Origin of the sequence: Allobosea sp. Root670 (genome assembly GCF_001429415.1) — a bacterium.
Lineage (GTDB): Bacteria > Pseudomonadota > Alphaproteobacteria > Rhizobiales > Beijerinckiaceae > Allobosea > Allobosea robiniae.
Genome location: NZ_LMJU01000017.1, coordinates 239,183 through 261,475, shown reverse-complemented (window position 1 = coordinate 261,475; position 22,293 = coordinate 239,183). Strand labels below are relative to the sequence as shown.

Here is a 22,293-nt window from a genome sequence, read left to right as displayed (position 1 = left end):
CGATATAGGCGTCGTGAGCGGGGTGCGTCAAGCCTTGGATTGCGCGTTATCGGCAGAAGCCAGCTTGCGCAGCCGGACGACCTTGAAATAGCCGCGCCCGACATGGGCCGTCTCGTAGCGGCCCGTCGCCTGCGCCCAGTCGGTCAGCCGGCTGACCTTGAAGTCGGAGCTCCAGCCGATTGCCTTCGACAAGGGCGCGACCGCGCTCCAGAACGGCGCGAGCAGGCCGCCGTCGTCGACGAGGCGGCTCGATATGATGATCTCGCCACCGGGCTTGAGGACGCGATCCATCTCGGCCAGCGCCTGCTCCGGATCGGGGACGAGCGTGATCACGAATTGCGCGGTGACCGCATCGAAGCATTCCTTCCCGAAACCGAGCCGGCAGGCATCCATCACCATCAGCCCGTGGACATGGTCGAGCTTCTGGCTCTCGACCTTGCGGTGGGCGACCTTGAGCATGTCGAGCGACAGGTCGGCGCCGAATACGCGCGAGTCCGGCGTGAAATAGGGCAGTGTGAGGCCGGTGCCGACGCCGATCTCGAGGATGTCCGGGCCGCAGGCACAGGCCGCTTCGACCGCCTCGCGCTGCGGGCGCGCCAGCATGCGCTGATAGATCCGGTCGTAGAACTTGGCCCAGGTCGCATAGACGCGCTTCTGGCTGTCGAGGTCGTAGGTCACCGGCATGGTCTGGAGTCCGAACGGAAGAGCGGGGCCTGAGCGATCAGGACAGGGCGAGCGCGGCCGGTGAGGGCGCGGCCGGCAGGGCGAGTGGGCGGCGCAGGATGGTGCCGCCGCCCAGGACGCGGGAGCCGGGTCCGGCATCGGCGTAGATCACGCAGGCCTGACCGGGCGAAACGCCCTCCTCGTCGCTGGCGAGTTCGATGCGCAGGCCGTCCTCGTCGCGGAAGAGGCGGGCTTCGCGCGGGGCGCGGGTCGAGCGGACGCGCACGGCGACGTCGAGACCTTCCGGCGGCAGGGCATCGAGCGCCATCTCGCCGAGCCAGTTGAGATCGCGCAGGCGGATTTCGCCGACGCTCAGCGCCTCGCGCGGGCCGACGATGACACGGGCGTCGTCGGCATCGAGCCGCAGGACATAGAGCGGCTCGCTCGCGCTGATGCCGAGCCCCTTGCGCTGGCCGACGGTGTAGTGGAGCACGCCGTCATGATGGCCGAGGATGCGGCCGTCGAGATGAACGATGTCGCCGGGGCGGGCGGCGCCGGGCTTCAGCCGCTCGATGACGTCGGCATAGCGGCCGTTCGGCACGAAGCAGATATCCTGGCTGTCGGGCTTGTCGGCGATGGCGAGGCCGAGCTCGGTGGCGAGCGCACGGGTCTGCGCCTTGTCGATATGGCCGAGCGGGAAGCGCAGCAGGTCGAGCTGCTCCTGCGTCGTGGCATAGAGGAAATAGCTCTGGTCGCGGCTCGCATCCGCCGCGCGGAACAGGCCGCGATGGCCGTCGCCGAGGTCGCGGCTGAGCACGTAATGGCCGGTCGCCAGCGCGTCTGCGCCGAGCTCCTTGGCGAGATCGAGCAGGTCGCGGAACTTCACGGTGCGGTTGCACTCGACGCAGGGGATCGGCGTTTCGCCGGCGAGGTAGCTTTCGGCGAAGCGCTCGATCACCGCATCGCGGAAGCGGCTTTCGTAGTCGAGCACGTAATGCGGGATGCCGATGGTCTCGGCGACGCGGCGGGCGTCGTGGATGTCCTGGCCGGCGCAGCAGGCGCCGGCGCGATGCACCGCGGCGCCGTGATCGTAAAGCTGGAGCGTGACGCCGACGACGTCATAGCCCTCGCGCTTGAGCAGGGCCGCGACTACTGAGGAATCGACGCCGCCGGACATCGCCGCGACGACGCGTGTCGCCGCGGGCGGCTTGGCGATGTCGAGGGAATTGCGGAAAGCGGTCATTCTCGGCTGGGTCGTCGCTGGCTCGGGGGCTGGCGCGGGCATTCGGCGCATCTGCGGGCTCTATACCGGCTTTGGCCGGGCGCCGCCAGCAGGATCGGCAAATCCTGCCGGCCTGCGCCGGGAAACCGGGCTCATCTTGCCCGCTTGCTGTGGGGCATCGGCGCTAAGGCCTTGATTCAGAAAGGGCTGTTTCTGGCTTGCAACTTGCTGGGCTGGGTCGGGCGCGTTGCTGCCCGCGTCACGGGACCGTTCATGCCGATCCAGTCTGTGTTCACTAATCAGGCCTCTGCCGAAGCGCCGGCTGCCCGTTCGCGCGCCGGTCAGGCGGAGCCGCAGGAGACTGGCGAGGTCTTCGTTCTGCCGGAGGCGGAGGCGACTGTCGCGGGGACGGTGAAGACCGGCGCGGCCGCGAAGGTGGCTGCCACGGTGGAACCGGCTGCGACCAACGAGATCAGCGGCGCCGACCAGATCGTCGACCCCGCGAAGGTGAGCGCGCGGCTGGACGGGCTCCAGCCGGCTGCCGTGCCGGCGGCGCCTGCTCCGGCGGGCAAGCCTGCGCCGCAAGCGGCGAAGGCCGATGCGAGCGGGATCGCGTTCCTGATCGCAATGGCGGCCGCCCAGGCAGGTGCCCGGACCGAAGCTGCCGGCGAGGAACCGGCGGCGGAGCCCGGGGAGGTTGCGGGCGAGGTCCGCGAGGGCGCGACCAAGAGAGACGGCAAGGCGGCCGCCGAGGACAAGGGGGAGGTCGCGGCGGCGGCTGCCGCTCCGGTGGCCGAAAGCCCTGCCGCGGCGACGCCGGGGGTGGTCGTGATCGGACCCGCTCTGCTTCCGCTGGGGCCATCGATCGCCATCGATGCTGCTGCGGACGATGCTGCGGAAGCGGTGTCGAGCGAGGGCGCGACGAAGACGGGCGCAGCGAAGCTGGCGCTTGCGGCAGCAACCGCGGGGCTGCCGCTGATTGCGGCCGCGGCGCCGGAACACCCGCAGGCGGGGATCGCCGCGGCTGCCGAGGGCAAGCCTGCGGCAGGTGGCGTGCAGGCTCTCGGAACGGTCGGGCAGGGTGCGCAGGAATTTGCGGACGTCCTCGCCAAAGCCGACCAGCCGGCTGCCGCCAAGGGTGCGCAGGCTCCCGCCGAGGCCAAGGCGCTCGACGCTCTTCAGCAGCAGCCGGCCGCCCCGTTCGATCTCTCGACCCTGCTGCAGCAGGCGCCCGGAAAATCCGGGCATGACCGGTTGCTTCAGCCCTTCGATCCGAGTGCTGCGCCGGGCGCGGCTCCCGGCGCTCCGGGGCAGAGCGCGGCGAACGGCCAGCCGACGCCGATCCATGTCGTGCCGATCGAGATCGGCCTGCGCGCGATGTCGGGCTCGCGGCAGTTCGATATCCGGCTCGATCCCGATGAGCTCGGCCGCGTCGACGTCAACCTGTCGATTTCCGACGCGGGCGAGGTCAGCGCCAGGCTGGTCGTCGACCGCGTCGAGACGCTTCACCTCCTGCAGCGCGATGCGCGCACGCTGGAGCGCGCCTTCGAACAGGCCGGGTTGAAACCGTCCGATGGCGGCGTCGACATCACCCTGCGTGACCCGTCCGACCAATCGGCCTTCCGCCAGAACCGCCAGCAGGACGAGGCGCCGCAGCGCCCGCGTCAGCCGAACGGCAGCGAACTCGCCGAGGACGTCCCCCTTTCCATCGACCCCGCCCCGCAGCGCCGTCTCATCCGGCTCGGCGGCGTCGATCTCAGCATCTGAACGAGGACCAGCGCCATGGCGGTTTCCGGAACCAGCGGCACATCGGGCAGCAGCACCAGCGGCGTGACCGGCTCCACGAGCGGGATCGCCAACAATTTCGACCAGTTCCTGACGCTGCTGACGACGCAGCTCAAGAACCAGTCGCCGCTGGACCCGCTCGACACCAACCAGTTCACGGCCCAGCTCGTGCAATTCGCCGGCGTCGAGCAGCAGCTCCGGACCAACGAGACGCTCGGCTCCCTGCTCAGCCTCAGCGCCGCCGGGACGGCGACGAACGCGGTCGGCTTCATCGGGGCCACGGTCACCGCCGATGGCACGACGACCCGGCTGATCGACGGCAAGGCCGACTGGAAGGTGAACATGGCCTCGGCCGGCACCGCCACGATCACCATCAAGGATTCGAAGGGCAGCGTCGTCCAGACCCTGACCAAGACGCTGACTGCCGGCGACCAGACCTATAGCTGGGACGGCTCGACCTCGGTCGGCACCGCGGCGCCGGACGGCGAGTACAGCATTACGATCGATGCCAAGAACGTCGCCGGCGAGAGCGTCACGGCGAAGACGCAGATCAGCGGCGTGGTCGACGGCGTCGACTTCACCTCGTCGATCCCGATGCTCAAGATCGGCTCGATCAGCATCCCGATCGACAAGGTCAAGAGCGTGGTCCGCAGCGAGTGACCGGCTGCGAATCAGTCGTGGACATCCGGAGCGATCGTTTTAGCCAATTCTTAAAGCCGCCCGCCTATGATGCCCTCAGTAGCTCTGTTGAGTTGTGTGAGAGTACCATGACCGAGCCATTGCGACCGCGGGTGAAATACGTGATCGGACCGGACGGAAGTCCGCTGACGATTGCGGACTTGCCCCCGATGAATACCCGGCGCTGGGTCATCCGGCGAAAGGCAGAGGTGGTGGCAGCCGTGCGCGGCGGGCTGCTCAGCCTCGAAGAGGCGTGCCAGCGCTATACGCTGACCGTCGACGAGTTCCTGAGCTGGCAGATGTCGATCGACCAGCATGGCCTCGCCGGCCTGCGGACGACCCGGATTCAGCACTACCGCCAGTAAGAAACAGATATTCACGTTTCTTTTCAAAGGCGTCGGCCCGAACAGGGCCGGCGCCTTTGGCGTTTGCGCGAACCTCCGCCTGGAAAGTTTAACGATCCGCATCCAAAAATTAACCGGCCGCTAACCATGCACTGGGAAAAACTTGCCTAGTGGGTCGGAGCAGGTGCGCCGTCCCTGCGATTCTGTGGGACGGATGACGGCGTGAGCGGCCTGATCGAGCAGTTTGCCAAATTCGGCGCGGCGCGCCTGGCGGCCATGCTGGCCGTCACGCTGGTGCTCGTCGGCTTCTTCGGCTTCGTCATGCTCAAGATGTCCCAGCCGGCGATGAGCGTGCTGTTCGCGGACCTCGGGAGCCAGGACGTCAGCGCCATCCTCAAGGATCTCGACGCCCGCGGCATCAAGTACGAATTGCGCGGCGACGGCCAGACGGTGCTGGTGCCGAAGGCCGACGTGCCGCGCCTGCGCCTCGACCTCGCCAGCAAGGGCATCCCGGCCGGCGGCGGCGTCGGCTACGAGATCTTCGACAAGGGCGATGCCTTCTCCTCGACCAGCTTCGTCCAGAACATCAACCACCTCCGGGCGCTGGAAGGCGAATTGTCGCGTACGATCCGTTCGATCGGGCGGGTGCAGGCCGCGCGCGTCCATCTCGTCATTCCCGAGCGGCGGCTGTTCGAGCGCGATCGCGAGGCGCCGCGCGCCTCGATCGCGCTCAAGCTTGCGGGCGATCTCGATGCAGCGCAGGTCCGGGCCGTGCGCCATCTCGTCGCCTCGGCCGTCGATGGGCTGAAGCCGGAGCGGGTGTCGATCGTCGATGAGCGCGGCAGGCTTCTGGCGGACGGAGCCCAGAGCGACCAGGGCCTGATCGGGCTCGGCATCGAGGAGCGCCAGACCGCGATCGAGAAGCGCCTCAAGGCGCAGGTCGAGGATATCGTCGCCAGCGTCGTCGGCTACGGCCGGGCGCGGGTGCAGGTCTCGGCCGCGCTCGACACCAACCGCGTCGAGAGCCGCTCCGAGAGCTTCGACCCGGAAAGCCGGGTCCTGCGTTCCAGCCAGAACCGGACCGAGGCCTCGACGACGAACGAGGGCGGCAACGGCACGGTCACCGTCGGCAACGAATTGCCGGGTGCGCAACAGGCGCAAGGCGCGCAGCAGAACCAGCGCGAGAATTCCTCGAAGAACGAGGAAGTCGCCAATTACGAGATCTCGCGCACGACCCGCACCGAGGTGCTGGAGGGCGGGCGGGTCAAGAAGCTCTCGGTCGCCGTCCTCGTCGACGGCAACTACAGCCGCAGCCCGGCCGGCGAATTGTCCTACCAGCCCCGCAACAACGAAGAGCTGGAGCGGATCGGCGAGCTGGTGCGCACCGCCGTCGGCTTCGACCAGGGGCGCGGCGACAAGGTCGAGGTCGTCAACCTGCGCTTCGCCGAGGCGCCGCCGCCGCCGGCCGAACTGGCCGAGCAGACGCTGATGCAGCAGCTCACCTCCTTCACCAGGGAGGATCTCGTCCGTTTCGCCGAGCTCGGCGTGATCTCGCTGCTGACCCTGATCGTGCTGATGACCGTGGTGCGCCCGCTGCTGAAGCAGGTGCTGGCCTCCGACAACGGCAATGTCCGCGCGATTCCCTCCTTCATGCGCAATGGCACGGTCCTCGCAGGCCCGCCCGGCGCGACGGGAGACCCGGCCGGCAGCGGGCGGGCGGTGGCCATGGCCGGTTCCGATGCCGAGGCGCTGGCCGTGGAAATGGACCCGGCGCCCTCCGAGCGGATGCTGGCGATCGCCCAGGTCAAGGGGCAGCTCAAGGCGCAGTCCGTGGAAAAGATCGGGGCTCTGGTCTCGCAGAACCCGTCCGATTCGGTGGCGGTGCTGCGGAGCTGGATCCACGAGAAGTCAGCAGCGTGACGGAGCGCTGAACCATGGCCGAGACCCGATCCATCGCAACGCGCAATACCGGTTTCCAGGACGCCATCGAGGGCGGCGGCTTCGGCGTGACCACCGTCGCCGAGATGAGCGGCCCGCAGCGCGCCGCCGTCATCCTGCTGGTGCTGGGCGAGGAGCACGGCCGCGCGATCTGGCAGGAGTTCGACGACGACGAGATCCGGATCATCACCCGCGCCATGGCCGAGCTCGGCACCGTCGATGCCGACGAGGTCGAACGGTTGATGCTCGACTTCGTCGGCAAGCTCTCCAGCGCCGGTGCCGTCACGGGCTCCTTCGACCGGACGATCTCGCTGCTCGAGAAAATCCTGCCGACCGATCAGGTGGCGCTGATCATGGAGGAAATCCGCGGGCCGGCCGGTCGCAACATGTGGCAGAAGCTCGGCAATATCGACGCGGTGGTGCTGGCGAACTTCCTCAAGAACGAATACCCGCAGACCATCGCGGTGATTCTCTCGAAGATCCGGCCCGAGCATGCCGCGAACGTGCTGCGCAACCTGCCGAACGATCTCTCGATCGAGGTCGTCGGGCGAATGCTGCGGCTGGAATCGATCCAGAAGGAAGCGCTCGACCATATCGAAAATACGCTGCGCACCGAATTCGTCTCGACGCTGACCCAGACGCGCCGTCGCGACCCGCACGAGATGATGGCGGAAATCTTCAACGGCTTCGACCGGCAGACCGAGATGCGCTTCCTCTCGGCGCTCGATGCCTCGAACCAGGAATCGGCCGAGCGCATCCGCGCCCTGATGTTCACCTTCGAGGATCTCGCCAAGCTCGACCCGGCCGGCCTGCAGACGCTGATGCGCCAGGTCGACAAGGACACGCTGGCACGCGCGCTCAAGGGCGCCAGCCAGTCGATGCGGGACTTCTTCTTCGGTGCGATGTCGCAACGCGCGTCGAAGAACATGCAGGACGACATGGAAGGCCTGGGTCCGCTGCGCCTCAAGGAGGTCGACGAGGCCCAGACCAAGCTCGTCCAGATGACCAAGGACCTGGCCGACAAGGGCGAGATCGTGCTGTCCAAGGGCAACGCCGACGACGAACTGGTTTATTGAGATGGCTGCTGCGACCAAGTTCATGTTCGGGACGGATTTCCGCGAAGGAGGCCGCAAGGCCGCCGGGGAGGCCGATCTCGCCGCCGCCCGCGCGGAGGGCTTCCATGCCGGGCAGGAACACGCGCATCGCGAGGCGCAGTCGCAGCTCACCGGCCTGACGGGGCAGCTCGCGCGTTCGGCCGAGCGGCTTTTCGCACAGGAAGCGGCCCGTATGGCTGCCATCGAGGAACATGCGGCGCAGGTCGCGATCGTGACGGCGAAGGCGCTGGCCGGCGCCGCGCTTGCGGAAAAGCCGCTGGCGGCGCTGTCGGGGGCGATCCGGGAGTGCCTGAGCCATGCCCGCACCGCGCCTCATCTGGTCCTGCGCGTCCATGAGAGCGTGGTCGAGGCTGCCGAGGAGCTGGTCCGCAAGCTCGCGATGGAACACGGCTTCTCCGGCAAGCTGATGGTGCTCGGGCAATCCGACATCGCGCCTGGCGACGGGCGCATCGAATGGGCGGAGGGCGGTTTCGTCCTCGACAGCCAGCAACTCACGGCTCTGGTCGAGCAGGCGGTCGCCCGCGTGTTCGGCCATGGTCACGCGGAACCATGAAGGTCTGAGCCATGAGCCAGCAGAACGATCTCAACCTGCCGCCGCTGAACCAGGCCGACCTGTCCTTCGACCAGGGCGACATGTCCGTCGCGCGCTCGGGTCCGGTACCGGTGAAGACGGCCGAGGACCTGGAGCAGGTCTTCGACGTGCCGGTCACGGTGTCCGCGGTGCTGGGTTCCTCGAAGGTCGCGGTCGGCGACCTGCTCCAGATCGTGCCCGGCGCCGTGCTCGAGCTCGACCGGCGCGTCGGCGAGGCGATCGACATCTTCGTCAACGAGCGCCTGGTCGCGCGCGGGGAGGTCGTCGTCGTCGAGGACCGCCTGGGCGTGACCATGACGGAAATCATCAAGGCGGACCGGTGAGAGCCGATCGCGCCATACTGACAAAGAACAGAAGGACCTGAGCCATGCGCCTCATCATCGCCGGCGGTCTCAAGGGACAGATCATCGCGGCCGCCAAGATCGCCATGTCGCATGGCGCGGCCGTGACCCATACCGAAAGCCTCGACCAGACGCTCGCCGTGCTGCGCGCCAAGGGCGCCGACCTGCTGATGATCGACGTCGTGCAGCCGATCGCGGCCTATGTCGCGGCGCTGGAGGCCGAGCGCATCCGCACGCCGATCGTCGCCTGCGGCACCTCGACCGATACGCGCGCCGCCGTCGCGGCGATCCAGGCCGGCGCCCGGGAATATGTGCCGTTGCCGCCCGATCCGGAGCTGATCGCGGCGGTGCTGGAGGCGGTCGCGGCCGACCAGTCCCGCCTGATCTGGCGCGATCCGGCGATGGAACGTGTCGTGCAGCTCGCCTCGCAGATCGCCCGCTCGGAAGCGCCGGTGCTGGTCACCGGCGAGAGCGGCACCGGCAAGGAGGTGATCGCCCGCCACCTGCACCAGAAATCGGGACGCAAGGACCGGCCCTTCGTGGCGGTGAACTGTGCGGCGATCCCTGACAACCTGCTCGAATCCGAACTGTTCGGCCATGAGAAGGGCGCCTTCACCGGCGCCATCGCGCGGCGCATCGGCAAATTCGAAGAGGCCAATGGCGGCACGCTGCTGCTCGACGAAATCTCGGAGATGGATGTCCGCCTGCAGGCCAAGCTCCTGCGGGCGCTGCAGGAGCGCATGATCGACCGGGTCGGCGGCACGCAGCCGGTCAAAGTCGATATCCGGATCATCGCGACCTCGAACCGCAACCTCGCGGAGGCGGTGCGCGACGGCGCTTTCCGCGAAGACCTGCTCTACCGGCTCAATGTCGTGCACCTGCGCCTGCCGGCGCTGCGCGAGCGGCCTGGCGATATCCTTGTCCTGGCGGAGCATTTCGCCAGGAAATACGCAGATCTGAACGGCCTGCCGCCCCGGCCGATCGCGGCCGATGCGCGTAAGCTCCTGCTGGCCGGCGCCTGGCGCGGCAATGTGCGCGAGCTGGAGAACACGATGCACCGGGCGGTGCTGCTGGCGAGCGGGCCGGAGATCACGGCCTCGGCGGTACTCAGTCCGGAAGGGGAGGCGTTGGCGCCGGCTCCGTCGCGTGATCCCGCGGCGCGCGCGGCCCAGACCGCCGAGGCGATGACGCGTTCGCTGGTCGGGCACACCGTCGCCGATGTCGAGCGCGAACTGATCCTCGACACGCTCGATCACTGCCTGGGCAACCGGACGCATGCGGCCAAGATCCTGGGGATCTCGATCCGCACGCTGCGCAACAAGCTCAGCGAGTATACCTCGGCCGGAATCACCGTCGCCGAGCCGGGTCAGACGCGCATCAGCGCGGCCTGACCCGGAAAAGGCTTACCAGTAGCGCCTGCGGTAATAGCGCGGGCGATAGTAGTAGCGGGGGCGATAGTAATATCGCGGCCGGCGATAATAATAGCGCGGTCTGCGATAGTAGCGCGGCCGGCGATAGTAGTAATACTGGCTGAATTCAGCGTCGGTCTTGTCGAGCGCCTCCTTCATCTCGGCGGTAACGGCCTCGTCGCCCTGCTTGGGCTCGGCATCCGGCAGCGGTGCCAGCTTGGGCTGGGCTGCTTCGGCGGCGGCGATGCCGCCCATGCCGGCAGCGGCAAAGCCACCGACCAGTGTCATCAGGAATGAGCGTCTGTCCACGACGGCCTCCAGGCTGTTGTCACCACATCTCCCACGGCATTCTTAGACAGGGAATGCCAGTGTGGGATAATGCATTTAAATGATGCTTTGTTCCATCGGGCCGGCTTTCGCGCGCTATGGTTACGGGCGGGCCATGGTCAATCGACCGCATTGAGCGGGCGCGCCACGCTTTCGAGCGGCTGGCGCTCCGCACGGATCGCGAAACGCCCGGCAATGGCCGCCGCCGCCAGCATCAGCGCCGCCCCCAGCAGGTAGCCGCCGAAGACGCTGCCGCGCGACCCGGTATCGATGAGGATCCCGAAGAGCCAGGGGCCGGCGATGCCGCCCGCGCCGGTGCCGACCGCATAGAACATCGCGATGGCGAGCGCCCGCATCTCGACCGGGAAGGTTTCGGAGACCGTGAGATAGGCCGAACTTGCCGCGGCCGAGGCGAAGAAGAAGACGACGCTCCAGCACAGGGTGAGCTGCGAGGCGGTGAGCCAGTCCTTCCAGAAGAGATAGCCGGTCCCGGTCAGCAACAGGCCCGACAGCGCGTAGGTCGCGGCGATCATCACGCGGCGGCCGAGCGTGTCGAAGAGCCGGCCGATCAGGAGCGGACCGAGGAAGTTGCCGGCGGCGAAGGGCAGGATGAACCAGCCGATTTGCTGCGAGGGCACGGCGTAGAAATCGGTGAGGATCAGCGCGTAGGTGAAGAAGATCGCGTTGTAGAAGAACGCCTGCGACAGCATCAGCGCCAGCCCGACCAAAGCGCGCTCGCGATGCGCCACGAAAAGCACGTGGAAGACCTCGCCGAGCGGTGTCGCGGCGCGCGGGCGCAACCGGGTCAGGGGCAGGACCTCGCCGGCGGACGGAACGAAGCCGGCGCGGCGCTCGATATCGGCGACGATCGCGGCAGCACGCTCGGGATGGCCGTGGCTGATCAGCCAGCGCGGGCTTTCCGGAATCCATTGCCTGAGGAACAGGATGACGAGGCCGAGTGCGGCGCCGATGAAGAAGGCCAGGCGCCAGCCGTATTCCGGGTCGATCCAGGCGGGGTTGAGCAGGATGATGGAGCCGAACGCGCCGAGCGCCGCGCCGATCCAGAACGAGCCGTTGATGACGAGATCGGTCCAGCCGCGCACGCGGGCCGGGACGAGCTCCTGGATGGTGGAGTTGATCGCGGTGTACTCGCCGCCGATGCCCATGCCGGTCAGGAAGCGGAAGAGGATGAAACTCGTGACGTTCCAGGAGAAGGCAGTGGCGGCCGTCGCAGAGAGATAGACGAGCACGGTGATCGTGAAGAGCTTCTTGCGGCCGAGCCGGTCGGTGAGCCAGCCGAAGAAGACGGCGCCCAGCACCGCACCGGCGATATAGGCGGCACCGGCGAGGCCGATCTCGGTATTGGTGAACTTGAGGACCGGGCTTTCCTTGAGGGCGCCCGAGACCGAGCCGGCAAGCGTGACCTCGAGCCCGTCGAGAATCCAGGTGATGCCGAGCGCGGCGACGACAAGCGTATGGAAGCGCGACCAGGGCAGGCGGTCGAGCCGTGCGGGCACGTCGGTGGCGATCGTGCCTGTCTGAGCGTTGTCCGGCGCTGTCATGCCGGCTGTCCCCCTGATGATCGATGGTCAAAGGAAAGGCCGGCACCCCATGGTGCCGGCCCTGAACCGGTCAGTAGACCCAGTAGACCCGGCCGTTGCGGACCACGCGCCGCCGGCGGCGACGGTGGACCGGCGGCGGGGGCGGGCGACGGGGATGGCGCGGCCGGCGATAGTACTGGGTGAACTCGGCATCGCTCTCGTCGAGGCCGGCCTTCAGGGCCGGGTCGATGTCTCCGGCCTTGGGTTCGACAGGCGCGGGGGCCGCTTCGACCAGGTTCTTGGCCATGGCGGTGCCGCCGATGCCGGCAACCGCGAGGCCGCCGACAAGGCTCGTCAGGAAGGAACGTCGATTCAAGGTGACCTCCAATATCGTCGGGAATGGGCGAAGTCCCGCCCTCCCTGTGCCGAGTGGGGCCGGCGAATGCGGCCACAACGCGGCGTTTTGACAACCAGCCGTTCATCGGATGGTTCCGACAGGGTATTAATCCGTTTCTTAACAATTCGTTCACCATGAACCCGGCAAGAATTGCCGAGCTGCGCCCTGCTTCGGGGCGCGTGAGGCGTGGGGCGGGGCGGTCGATGACCGATGTGACGGCAGGGCAGGGCAGAGGGTTCGCCATCCCCGATCGCGGGGCGCTCGCAAAGCTGTTCAACCGTCCCGACCTGTTCCTCGCCATCGGCGTGATGGGCATCCTGGTGGTGCTCGTCTTCCCGATGCCGGCGGTCCTGCTCGACCTGATGCTGGCGTTGTCGATCATCGTGTCGGTGCTGGTGCTGATGACCGCGCTCTTCATCGAGGAGCCGCTGGAGTTCTCGGCCTTCCCGACGGTGCTGCTGATCGTCACCATGTTCCGGCTGGCGCTCAACCTCGCCTCGACGCGCCTCATCCTCGCCCATGGCCATGAGGGCACGGCGGCGGCGGGGCATGTCATCGAGGCCTTCGCCGGCTTCGTGATGAGCGGCAATTTCGTGATCGGCGTGATCGTCTTCACGATCCTGATCATCGTGAACTTCGTGGTCATCACCAAAGGTTCGGGCCGCATCGCCGAGGTCGCGGCGCGCTTCACCCTCGACGCCATGCCCGGCAAGCAGATGGCGATCGACGCCGACCTCTCCGCCGGCCTGATCGACCAGGACACCGCCAAGGTTCGCCGCAAGGCGCTGGAGGACGAATCCTCCTTCTTCGGCTCGATGGACGGCGCCTCGAAATTCGTCCGCGGCGATGCGATCGCGGCCCTGCTGATCACCTTCATCAACGTGCTCGGCGGCATCATCATCGGCGTGGCGCAGCAGGGGCTGAGCTTCGGCCAGGCGGCGACGAACTACACCATGCTCACCGTCGGCGACGGCCTCGTCAGCCAGGTCCCGGCGCTGATCGTCTCGACCGCAGCCGGCCTGCTCGTCTCGAAGGCGGGCGTGCGCGGTGCCGCCGACAAGGCGCTCGGCAAGCAGCTCTCGGGCTATCCCAAGGCGCTCGGCATGTCGGCGGCGGTGATGCTGCTGATCGCGCTGCTGCCTGGCATTCCCATGATGCCCTTCCTGTTGCTGGCCGGAGGCGCGGGCTTCCTCGCCTACCGCTTCGGGCGGGCGGCGAAGGAGCGCGAGGCGCAAGCAGGCATGACCGATGCGGCGCAGGCCGGCGGCGCGGTCGCGGCGGACGGCACGCCGCGCGAGGAGACGCTGAACGACCTGCTCAAGATGGACGAGCTCAAGATCGAGATCGGCTACGGGCTGCTGCCGCTGGTCAATGCGCCGAGCGGCCAGGACCGGCTGACCGACCAGGTCCGGGCGCTGCGCCGTCAGCTCGCGGCCGAGCTCGGCTTCGTCATGCCGGCGGTGCGCATCGTCGACAATGTCCAGCTCGAGGCCAACCACTACTTCATCAAGATCAAGGAGATCGATGCCGGCCAGGGCATCGTCTATGCCGGCCAGTACATGGCGATGGACCCGATGGGCGGGGCGGTGAACCTGCCGGGCCACAACGTGCTGGAGCCGACCTTCGGCCTGCCGGCGACCTGGATCGACGCGGCACTGCAGGACGAGGCGCAGCTGCGCGGCTACACCGTGGTCGACGCCGCGACCGTGATCTCGACGCACCTGACCGAGGTGCTGAAGTCGAACATGCCGGAGCTGCTCTCCCATTCCGAGGTGCAGAAGCTCCTGCGCGAATTGCCGAAGGACCATGCCGATCTCGTCAAGGAGATCGTGCCGAGCCAGATCTCGACCACCGGCATCCAGCGCGTCCTGCAGCTCCTGCTCTCCGAGCGCATCTCGATCCGCGACCTGCCGACGATCATCGAAGGTGTCGCGGAGGTCGCGGCCAGCGTGCGCAACCCGCGCGAGATCGCCGAGCATGTCCGCGCGCGGCTCGCCCGCCAGATCTGCGCCCAGTTCTCGAACATGCAGGGCGTCCTGCCGATCATCACGCTGTCGCCGGCCTGGGAAGGCGTCTTCGCCGAGTCGATCATCGGCCAGGGCGAGGACCGCCACCTCGCCATGCAGCCCTCGCGGCTGCAGGAGTTCGTGCATCACGTCCGCGACAAGTTCGAGGACGCGGCGCGCATTGGCGAGATGCCGGCGCTGGTCACCTCGGCGATGGCGCGGCCCTTCGCCCGCCAGATCATCGAGCGCTTCCGCCGGGAGACGCCGGTGCTGTCGCAGGCCGAGATCCACCCGCGCGTGCGGCTGAAGACTGTCGGCAGCGTCTGACGCCTTCCCGCCTCCGGTTTCCACGGGGGCGCGATGCCCGCGGCGCAATGGTCAGCGCCCTGAGCTGCGGCTAATCGGACATCATGTCGCGCAACGCCGCCCTCTTCGCCGTCATGTGCCTCGTCTGGGGCTTGACCTGGCTACCGGTCAAGGTCGGCTCCATGCATGTCCCGCCGGTCTTCCTGGCCGCGGCGCGGTTCTCGATCGCCGGCCTGCTGATGCTGCTCTGGGCCGGTCGCGATGCTCCCAAGGTGCCTGTTGACGCCTGGCCCCGGCTGGTCGGCACGGCGCTGCTGCTCAACACCGCCAATTACACGCTATTGTTCTGGGGCACGAAGCATGCCCCGACCGGGCTCGCGGCCATCGTCAATTTCGCGACCATCCCGATCTACACGCTGCTGGCGAGCCGGGCGATCGAGGGTGTGCGGATCGACGGACGCAAACTCGTGGCGATCGCGCTCGGAACCGTGGGCCTCGGCTTCCTGTTCGCGACGCGGGCACTGGGAGGCCTTTCGGCCACGCAGGGCGATCCGATGGAGATGATCGGGCTCGCGGCGGTGGCGGCCGGTACGCTGTTCTACTGCGTCGGCGCCGTTCTCTCCCGGCCGATCGCCGGGACGATGCCGACATTGACGCTCGCCGGCTGGCAGACGCTGATCGGCGGCATCGGCCTGACCGCGGTTTCGCTTGCGCTGGAGCCCGTCAGCTTCGCTGATATCCGGGCGCTGGCGAGCTGGCCGGTGCTCCCGGCAGTACTGTTCCTGATCGTCGGCGGCTCGCTGATGGGCTTCACCATCTATATGCGGCTGCTGCGCGACTGGGGCGCCTTTCGCGCCGGGCTCTACGCCTTCGTCAGCCCCGCCATCGCGGTTGCGGTCGGTGTCGTCGCGCTGAGCGAGCCCTTCGGCTGGTCGGAAGCCGTCGGCGCGCTCCTGATGTTCGGCGCGGCGGCAATCGCGCTCAAGCGCTGACAAGGCCTGTCAGCACATCGGCTTGCCCCGAAAACCGGTTCCCACTTTTCGGGCCGATGCTATGGCGGCGGAGCAATGCGGGTGCTGCGCTTGAGTTGCGCCCGTTCGAAGGCGAGCACGATCGGCAGCGAGATCACCAGCGGCAGGATGAGATAGAACAGCCGCCAGATCAGCAGGGCGGCGAAGACGGCCGGCGCCGGCACGCCGGGCATCACCGCGAGGAAGACCGCCTCCATCACGCCGACGCCGCCCGGAACCTGGCTCAGGAGCCCGGCCGAGAACGAGAGCAGGAAGGCGCCGAGCACGATCAGGAAGCCCGGATTGCCCTGCTCAGGCAGCGCGAAATAGATGATGCCGGCCGCGCCCGCGAGCTCGATCGGGGCCGCGAGGTACTGCCTGGCGACGATCGGCAGGCGCGGATAGATGATCTCGAGCTTGCCGATCTTCAACGGCTTGAACTGCAGCCAGGAGCCGATCGTGTAGAGCGCGGCGAAGGCGAGCATGCCGACGCCGATCCAGCGAGCGGTGCTGTCGGTGATCGCGAACCATTTCGACATCCGCTCGAGCGGATGCAGGATCTGCGGCTCGTAGAGCAGCACGAGACCCATCAGGAAGATCGTGCCGAAGGCGAAGGTGAAGGAGCAGAGCGCGACGAGGACAGCAACCTCGGCCGCCGTCAGGCCTTTCGCCGTGTAGGCCCGGTAGCGCACCATGCCGCCCGAGAAGACCGAGGCGCCGATATTATGCGAGAGCGCATAGGTCACGAAGGAGCAGAGCGAGATATAGGGCCAGGAGATGTTCTTCTCCTTGCCGAGATGGATCAGCGCGATGCGGTCGTACCAGGCGAGCGCAGCATAGGCGACGAGGGTCGCAAGCGCCGCGTGGAAGAAGGCGTCAGGCGGGATGACCGCGATCTTGTGGCCGATGCGGTGGGCGATGATCTTGACGCTCTGCCAGAGGCCGGCATTCTCCAGCAGCGCCTCGATCCTGGCGTCGGTTCCGGCCTCGAGCTTGAGCTTGCTCCAGAGCAATTCGACGGACCAGACGACCGCGACGAGCCCGATGATCGGCCAGAGATAGTCGAGATAACGCTTCATGGAGGCCGCGGGCTCAGGACAGGTTGGTGACGGGTAGCGGGTGGCCCACGTCGTCACCGCTGCGGCGCGAACCTTCCCCCTCTCTGCCAGCGGGGAAGGGCGAGGGCAAGCGCCCGAAGACGTTCGCTCTCGCCCAAGGTCAAGCGAGCGGAGAGACGGCTACTTGCCGTTCTTCTTCAGCCAGTCCTTCATCATCGCGACTTCCTTCTCCTGGTCGCGGATGACGTTCTCGGCGAGCTTGCGGATCTCAGGGTCCTTGCCATGGGCGAGGACGACCTTGGCCATGTCGATGGCGCCCTGGTGATGCGGGATCATGCCGCGGACGAAATCGGCATCGGCATCGCCGGAATAGGGGATGTCCATGTCCTTATGCATCTTCATGTTGGCGTCCCGATAGGCCTTGGTCGAGGCGCTGTCGCCAGCCTTCGACGAGGCGGGCGCGCCGTGGCTGCCATGGCCGCCGTGAGGCTGCTGGGCCTGGGCCGTGCCGGCGAGCAGGCCGGCCGCCAGGAGAGCTGCCAGGGCGATGGCGGTGCGGTTCATCTGGTCTGGTCCTCAATTGGGCGTTGATGCGGAACGCACCGCAGTGGTGCTTCGATCCATCGTGATATTCGGCCGAGGAGGCGGGATGGCGCGCGATGCCGTGACGCCGGGCATGCATCGGCGTGCAGTGATCTTTCGACCTCGATCATGTCATGATCGCGGCAGATTCCCCGACGAGCCGTTGAACCCCTTCATGTCCCAGAGCCTGACCATCACCCTGACCGGAACGACCGACCTGCCGCCCGGCAAGATCGCGACGATCGTGACCTCGCTGGAAATGTTCGAGCGGCCGCCGCAGCGTCCCGATCCGGCGGGCACCGAAGGTTTCTCGCTCGAACCGATCGCGCGCTCCGAGATCGCGCGCTATCTGAGCGTCTATCGGCTGCTCGGCGAGCGCTGGATGTGGTTCAGCCGCCTGACCAAGCCGCAGGCCGAGATCGAGGCTGTCTTCGCCGATCCCGCCATCACGGTTTACGCGGTTCGCTTCGAGGGGCGCGATGTCGGCCTGCTCGAACTGGATTTCCGGGTGCCGGGAGAGGGCGAGCTCGCCTTCTTCGGGCTGGACGAGCCGGTTGTGGGCAAGGGGGCGGGGCGCTGGCTGATGAACCGGGCGCTGGCGCTGGCCTGGGCCAGGCCGATCTCGCGCTTCTGGGTGCATACCTGCACGCTCGACCACCCCGCCGCGCTCGCCTTCTATCAACGCTCGGGCTTCACGGTGTTCAAGCGCGGGGTCGAGGTCGACGACGATCCGCGCCTGACCGGGAAGCTGCGGCGCGACTCCGTCGCGCACCATCCCGTCATCGCATGAAAAAGGGCGGCGTCCGGAGGACACCGCCCTTTTTTTGAATTTTCCGAACCGGTCTCAGGCGCGCGAGCGCAACCCGATCGCGTCCATGGTGGCCTGGTCGCGGGCGGCTTCCGCCGCGCGCTCCGAGGCGCGCTCGCGGTCGTCGAGGATCTCGACCTTCTTCATGTCCTCGAAGGCCTCCTGCAATTCGGCCTTGGCCTCGTCGAGCTGGCCCTTCAGGTTGTCGGCCGACTGGCGCAGGTTGTCGCGGCGGCCGAGCGCGGCCTTGGCATAGGTCGGATAGGCGAAATGGGCGGGGTCCGCGATACCGGCGCGGGATTCCTCGGCCTGGATCTCGCGATCGAGATCTCCAGCCATCCGATGAAAATCGGCGATCATCATCTCGATCTGGCTTACCCGGCGACGCTTCTCGTCGACCTGGAAGCGCTTGAGGCGAAGAAGCGTCTCTCGCGACTTCATGTGGTTTTCAACTCCTGATTACGCCCTAGGCCCCCGCGCGCCCGTCAGGACACGGCAACGGCAGTCAATCCAGTTGTCATCACATCGGCTTTCGAAAGGTGGATTCCACTTTTCGGTCCGATGCTACGGGCACCGCCGACCCCTCGACATGCGCCCGAACTCCATCCGCGAGACGAGAAGCAACATGGCGCAAGGAGGTTGACCTTTCCTTACCGAAACGGGCTGCCTTTTACGCATGATCCGGGCGCGTCGGGGCTGCTGCCACTGGTTGTCGGGATGGTCTAGTGAACGTGAGCTGTATTGGCCGTCCGGCCTCCTGCCCCCGCGGATATCCTGTCTTGGCTGCCTCTTCTCGTTTCGGCGGGCACGGTCCCCTGCTTCTCGGCCTCGCGCTGACCCGCATCATCGGCTGGGGCTCGACCTTCTATTCGCCCTCGGTGCTGGTCGGCGCACTCGACCGTGAGATCGGGCTCAACGCCGAGATCGTCTTCGGCGGCATCACCATCCTGCTCATCACCGGGGCGCTGGTCGCGCCGGCGATCGGACGCGTGCTCGACCGCGAGGGTACGCGCCGTTCGATGTGCATCGGCGCGGTGATCTGCGCGCTGGGGCTCGGCGTGCTGTCGCAGGCCCAGGGGCCGGTGAGCTATCTCGCGAGCTGGTTCGTGATCGGGCTCGGCCATGCGATGTCGCTGGCCAATACCGGCAATGTCACCATCGCCCAGTTGATGGGCGATCGGACGCGGCGCGTGATCGGCCTGATGATGCTGGTCACCGGCCTTGCCTCCAGCGTGTTCTGGCCTTTGACCGCCGTGCTGATGAATGCCTTCGGCTGGCGGATGACGCTCATCGCCTTCGCCGCGATGCAGCTCGTCATCGTGCTGCCGATCTACGCCGCGATCCCGCGCTACCGGCATGTGCCGGCGCCCGCGGCTGCGCCGACGGCCGTTCCGGGAGCGGGCCTGGCAGGGGAGCACGGCAGCGTGGCAGCGCATTCGCGCCGGGCGGCGTTCTGGCTGGTGGCGCTCGCCTTCTCCGCGAGCGGGCTCGTCTCCTGGGGGCTGCCGCTGCACCTGATCACCCTGTTCCAGGAGGCGGGGCTGACGCAGGGCGAGGCCGTCTGGGTCGCGACGCTGAGCGGCCCTGCAACGCTGGCCGCGCGCGCCATCGACGCGACATTGGGCGAGCGGCTGCCGGCGGAGAAGGTCGCGCTGTTCGGCCTGCTGCTGGGGCCGGCGCTGTGCCTCCTGCTGCCCATCGTGCCGATGACGATCATGACTGCAGCGGCCTTCGTCGTGCTGTTTAGCGCGGCGCTCGGCGTGATCTCGGTCGCGCGCGCGACATTGCCGCTCGCCCTGTTCGGCCGCAACGGCTTCGCCGCGATGCTCGGCAAGCTCACCGTGCCGCAGAACATGGCGTTCTCAGCCGCGCCGCTGCTTTTCGCGGTGATGGTCGAACGGCTCGGCGCGAGCCCGACGCTGATCGTCTCCGCCGCGATCCAGGCGATCGGCTTCGTCGCTATGTTCGCGCTGGTGCGGATGGTGGCGCGGGGCTGAGACCCGCTCAGATCCCGGCCATCAGCGCTGCGATGGCGAGCGCGGCGGGCAGGGCCTGGATATAGAGGATCTTGCGGCTGGCGGTCGCCGCCCCAAAGAGCCCGGCGACGAGGACGCAGGCCAGGAAGAACAGCTTGATCGCGAAGCCTTCCGGCCCGAGCCAGAGCCCCCAGGCCAGGCCGGCGACGAGGAAGCCGTTATAGAGTCCCTGATTGGCGGCCAGCACCTTCGAGCGCGCGGCGAAGTCGGGCGCGAGCCCGAAAGCCTTGTGTCCGCGCGGGGTGTCCCACCAGACCATCTCCAGAATGACGATATAGACATGGATGAGGGCGACGAGGCCGGTCAGAAGCGCTGCGATCATCGGGCGGGCATCCTGCGGCGGGAGGCGAGCATCAGACGCTGCCGCTCATGATGGCGGCGAGGCGGGTATAGCATTCGCCCAGCGGGGTGGCGTCGTCCTTGGCCTGCTTGAGGAAGGCCTCCAGTGCCGGATGGAGGCGGATCGCCTCGTCGACCTCGGCCGAGGCCCCCTGGCGATAGGCGCCGAGCCGGATCAGCTCCTCCATGTCGGCATAGGTCGCAAGCGTGGAGCGCGCCTTCTGCACGACGGGGTAATAGGCCGGGTCGCAGGAGCGCGGCATGGTCCGAGAGACCGATTTCAGGATGTTGACCGCCGGGTAGCGGCCGCGCTCGGCGATCGAACGCTCCATCACGATATGGCCGTCGAGGATGCCGCGCACCGCGTCGGCGACGGGCTCGTCATGATCGCCGCCATCGACCAGCACGGTGAAGAGGCCGGTGATCGCGCCGTCGCCGACACCGGGGCCGGCGCGTTCGAGCAGGCGCGGCAGTTCGGCGAAGACGGTCGGCGTATAGCCCTTGGTCGTCGGTGGCTCGCCGGCCGCGAGGCCGATCTCGCGCATCGCCATGGCAAAGCGCGTCACCGAATCCATCAGGCACATCACCTGCAGGCCGCGGTCGCGGAAATATTCGGCCAGCGTGAGCGTGGTCAACGCCGCCTGCTTGCGCATCAGGGCGGGCTCGTCGGAGGTCGCGACGACGACGATCGAGCGGGCGAGACCCTGCGGGCCGAGATCCTCCTGGAGGAACTCCTGCACCTCGCGGCCGCGTTCGCCGACGAGGCCGATGATATTGACATCGGCCTGTGCATAGCGAGCGAGCATCGAGAGCAGCACGGACTTGCCGACGCCGGAGCCGGCGAAGATGCCCATGCGCTGGCCGACGCAGCAGGTCAGGAAGGTGTTGAGGGCGCGCACGCCGAGATCGAGCGGATGGCCGACGCGGCGCCGCGCATGGGCTGGCGGGGGATCGTTACGGAAGGCGAAGAGCGTGTCGCCCTGCGGCAGAGGCGGACCGCCATCGACCGGGCGGCCGAGCGCATCGACGACACGGCCGAGCCAGGCGGATGTCGGTTTCAGGCCGGGCTGGGCGCGGTCGACATGGACGGGGCAGCCGCGGCGGACGCCGTCGAGCCCGCCGAAGGGCATGACCAGGGCCTTGTCGCCAGAGAAGCCGATGACCTCGCAGGGAACCCGCGTGCCCGGCGCGATCTCGATGCCGACGCGCCCGCCCAGGCTCATCGCGCCGATCGGGCCGGCAACCTCGACGAGCAGGCCGCGCACGCCGATGACGCGGCCATAGACGGTCACGCCTTCGAGATGCTCGATGGCGGAGGCCAGGGCGGAGAGGCGATCGTGGCCGTGGGACGGGGAATTCATCGGGATGATTCAACTTCGCCGGCAGCGTGAGGGCAACCGAATTCGCGGCCAGCCGGTCCTGTGGATGATTTGGTAAGGGTTCCTAACAAATTGCGCTCATTTACCAGCTGTTAAGCTCTGTGATTAACACTGTGGATCGAGGCTGCCACGTGTCGCAGAGCCATTATGGCGCTGTTTCCCGCGGCAACCCTCCGCGAAAGGCGCTTTCGCGGCCGAGAAGTTCAGCGATCCGTGTCAAATTCGACTCACCTCGACAAGGATCGTTCACTTTCTCCGAGGAAGCGCTTGCGCTCGGGAATCACGGTTTGTTAACCAGTTTCCTCGTAGCGTGTCGCGTGGCGTTTCATTGGGCAAGTGCGTCGTCGTCCAGGGCCGAACGGGTCCGGGCGGAAACAACGGTCAAACCTGCCCTGCGGGCGAAATTGGGGACGTGGA

22 protein-coding genes are annotated in these 22,293 nt (G+C 67.6%); 12 read left to right on the top strand and 10 right to left on the bottom strand.

What is annotated here, in order from left to right:
- Positions 1-27: 27 nt before the first annotated feature.
- Both ASE61_RS19130 and mnmA read right to left on the bottom strand, forming a co-directional pair.
- On the bottom strand, positions 28-684 hold the full coding sequence (locus ASE61_RS19130) for a class I SAM-dependent methyltransferase (protein ID WP_061969609.1): 657 nt from the start codon (positions 682-684) through the stop codon (positions 28-30).
- A 37-nt stretch (positions 685-721) separates the two neighbouring features.
- Entirely contained in the window at positions 722-1,906 is a 1,185-nt protein-coding gene (gene mnmA, locus ASE61_RS19125; protein WP_082617560.1) for a tRNA 2-thiouridine(34) synthase MnmA, read from the bottom strand.
- A gap of 252 nt (positions 1,907-2,158) precedes the next feature.
- On the opposite strand from mnmA, the gene ASE61_RS19120 reads away from it, so the two are divergent.
- The 8 genes from ASE61_RS19120 to ASE61_RS19085 all read left to right on the top strand — a co-directional run bounded on the left by ASE61_RS19120 (position 2,159) and on the right by ASE61_RS19085 (position 10,069).
- A complete protein-coding gene (locus ASE61_RS19120) occupies positions 2,159-3,652 on the top strand; it encodes a flagellar hook-length control protein FliK (RefSeq protein ID WP_156407156.1) in 1,494 nt (497 codons plus the stop codon).
- A 15-nt stretch (positions 3,653-3,667) separates the two neighbouring features.
- Entirely contained in the window at positions 3,668-4,330 is a 663-nt protein-coding gene (locus ASE61_RS19115) for a flagellar hook assembly protein FlgD (RefSeq protein WP_061969605.1), read from the top strand.
- A gap of 107 nt (positions 4,331-4,437) precedes the next feature.
- A complete protein-coding gene (locus ASE61_RS19110; RefSeq protein WP_038359348.1) occupies positions 4,438-4,713 on the top strand; it encodes a DUF1153 domain-containing protein in 276 nt (91 codons plus the stop codon).
- 201 nt (positions 4,714-4,914) lie between these two features.
- Entirely contained in the window at positions 4,915-6,612 is a 1,698-nt protein-coding gene (gene fliF / locus ASE61_RS19105) for a flagellar basal-body MS-ring/collar protein FliF (protein ID WP_082617559.1), read from the top strand.
- Between the two features lie 14 nt (positions 6,613-6,626).
- Positions 6,627-7,706: a flagellar motor switch protein FliG gene (gene fliG / locus ASE61_RS19100; RefSeq protein WP_061969603.1), complete on the top strand. Its 1,080-nt coding sequence runs from the start codon at positions 6,627-6,629 to the stop codon at positions 7,704-7,706.
- A 1-nt stretch (position 7,707) separates the two neighbouring features.
- The gene (locus ASE61_RS19095) at positions 7,708-8,298 is read left to right on the top strand and encodes a FliH/SctL family protein (RefSeq protein ID WP_061969601.1); all 591 of its coding nucleotides are present in this window, start codon (positions 7,708-7,710) and stop codon (positions 8,296-8,298) included.
- A gap of 11 nt (positions 8,299-8,309) precedes the next feature.
- Positions 8,310-8,660: a flagellar motor switch protein FliN gene (gene fliN / locus ASE61_RS19090; RefSeq protein ID WP_061969600.1), complete on the top strand. Its 351-nt coding sequence runs from the start codon at positions 8,310-8,312 to the stop codon at positions 8,658-8,660.
- Between the two features lie 44 nt (positions 8,661-8,704).
- On the top strand, positions 8,705-10,069 hold the full coding sequence (locus tag ASE61_RS19085; RefSeq protein ID WP_061969598.1) for a sigma-54 interaction domain-containing protein: 1,365 nt from the start codon (positions 8,705-8,707) through the stop codon (positions 10,067-10,069).
- Between the two features lie 12 nt (positions 10,070-10,081).
- On the opposite strand, the gene ASE61_RS19080 is transcribed toward ASE61_RS19085, so the two are convergent.
- The 3 genes from ASE61_RS19080 to ASE61_RS19070 form a co-directional block, all read right to left on the bottom strand.
- Positions 10,082-10,396, bottom strand: coding sequence for a hypothetical protein (locus ASE61_RS19080; RefSeq protein ID WP_185745076.1), 315 nt, complete (start codon positions 10,394-10,396; stop codon positions 10,082-10,084).
- A gap of 137 nt (positions 10,397-10,533) precedes the next feature.
- Positions 10,534-11,976 (bottom strand): MFS transporter, encoded by a 1,443-nt coding sequence (locus ASE61_RS19075; RefSeq protein WP_061969595.1) that lies wholly within the window; start codon positions 11,974-11,976, stop codon positions 10,534-10,536.
- A 70-nt stretch (positions 11,977-12,046) separates the two neighbouring features.
- Entirely contained in the window at positions 12,047-12,331 is a 285-nt protein-coding gene (locus tag ASE61_RS19070; RefSeq protein ID WP_139163494.1) for a hypothetical protein, read from the bottom strand.
- Between the two features lie 224 nt (positions 12,332-12,555).
- On the opposite strand from ASE61_RS19070, the gene flhA reads away from it, so the two are divergent.
- Together flhA and ASE61_RS19060 are read left to right on the top strand one after the other, a co-directional pair.
- Entirely contained in the window at positions 12,556-14,685 is a 2,130-nt protein-coding gene (gene flhA / locus ASE61_RS19065) for a flagellar biosynthesis protein FlhA (RefSeq protein ID WP_061969592.1), read from the top strand.
- Between the two features lie 83 nt (positions 14,686-14,768).
- Positions 14,769-15,656 carry a DMT family transporter gene (locus ASE61_RS19060; RefSeq protein ID WP_082617558.1) on the top strand — a complete coding sequence of 296 codons (888 nt, stop codon included), beginning with the start codon at positions 14,769-14,771 and terminating at the stop codon, positions 15,654-15,656.
- Positions 15,657-15,715: 59 nt separating this feature from the next.
- On the opposite strand, the gene ASE61_RS19055 is transcribed toward ASE61_RS19060, so the two are convergent.
- Both ASE61_RS19055 and ASE61_RS19050 read right to left on the bottom strand, forming a co-directional pair.
- Entirely contained in the window at positions 15,716-16,753 is a 1,038-nt protein-coding gene (locus ASE61_RS19055; protein WP_061969590.1) for a lysylphosphatidylglycerol synthase transmembrane domain-containing protein, read from the bottom strand.
- 159 nt (positions 16,754-16,912) lie between these two features.
- Positions 16,913-17,296, bottom strand: coding sequence for a DUF305 domain-containing protein (locus tag ASE61_RS19050; protein ID WP_061969588.1), 384 nt, complete (start codon positions 17,294-17,296; stop codon positions 16,913-16,915).
- Positions 17,297-17,489: 193 nt separating this feature from the next.
- Here ASE61_RS19050 and ASE61_RS19045 point away from each other — a divergent pair, with 193 nt between their 5' ends.
- Positions 17,490-18,104, top strand: a complete 615-nt coding sequence (locus tag ASE61_RS19045) for a GNAT family N-acetyltransferase (protein WP_061969587.1) — start codon at positions 17,490-17,492, stop codon at positions 18,102-18,104.
- A gap of 54 nt (positions 18,105-18,158) precedes the next feature.
- On the opposite strand, the gene fliJ is transcribed toward ASE61_RS19045, so the two are convergent.
- On the bottom strand, positions 18,159-18,563 hold the full coding sequence (gene fliJ, locus ASE61_RS19040; protein ID WP_061969585.1) for a flagellar export protein FliJ: 405 nt from the start codon (positions 18,561-18,563) through the stop codon (positions 18,159-18,161).
- A gap of 338 nt (positions 18,564-18,901) precedes the next feature.
- Here fliJ and ASE61_RS19035 point away from each other — a divergent pair, with 338 nt between their 5' ends.
- The gene (locus ASE61_RS19035) at positions 18,902-20,119 is read left to right on the top strand and encodes an MFS transporter (RefSeq protein WP_061969583.1); all 1,218 of its coding nucleotides are present in this window, start codon (positions 18,902-18,904) and stop codon (positions 20,117-20,119) included.
- Positions 20,120-20,126: 7 nt separating this feature from the next.
- On the opposite strand, the gene ASE61_RS19030 is transcribed toward ASE61_RS19035, so the two are convergent.
- Together ASE61_RS19030 and fliI are read right to left on the bottom strand one after the other, a co-directional pair.
- Positions 20,127-20,480: a DUF1304 domain-containing protein gene (locus tag ASE61_RS19030; RefSeq protein ID WP_061969582.1), complete on the bottom strand. Its 354-nt coding sequence runs from the start codon at positions 20,478-20,480 to the stop codon at positions 20,127-20,129.
- A gap of 31 nt (positions 20,481-20,511) precedes the next feature.
- Positions 20,512-21,858 carry a flagellar protein export ATPase FliI gene (fliI, locus tag ASE61_RS19025; protein WP_061969580.1) on the bottom strand — a complete coding sequence of 449 codons (1,347 nt, stop codon included), beginning with the start codon at positions 21,856-21,858 and terminating at the stop codon, positions 20,512-20,514.
- Positions 21,859-22,293 lie beyond the last annotated feature (435 nt).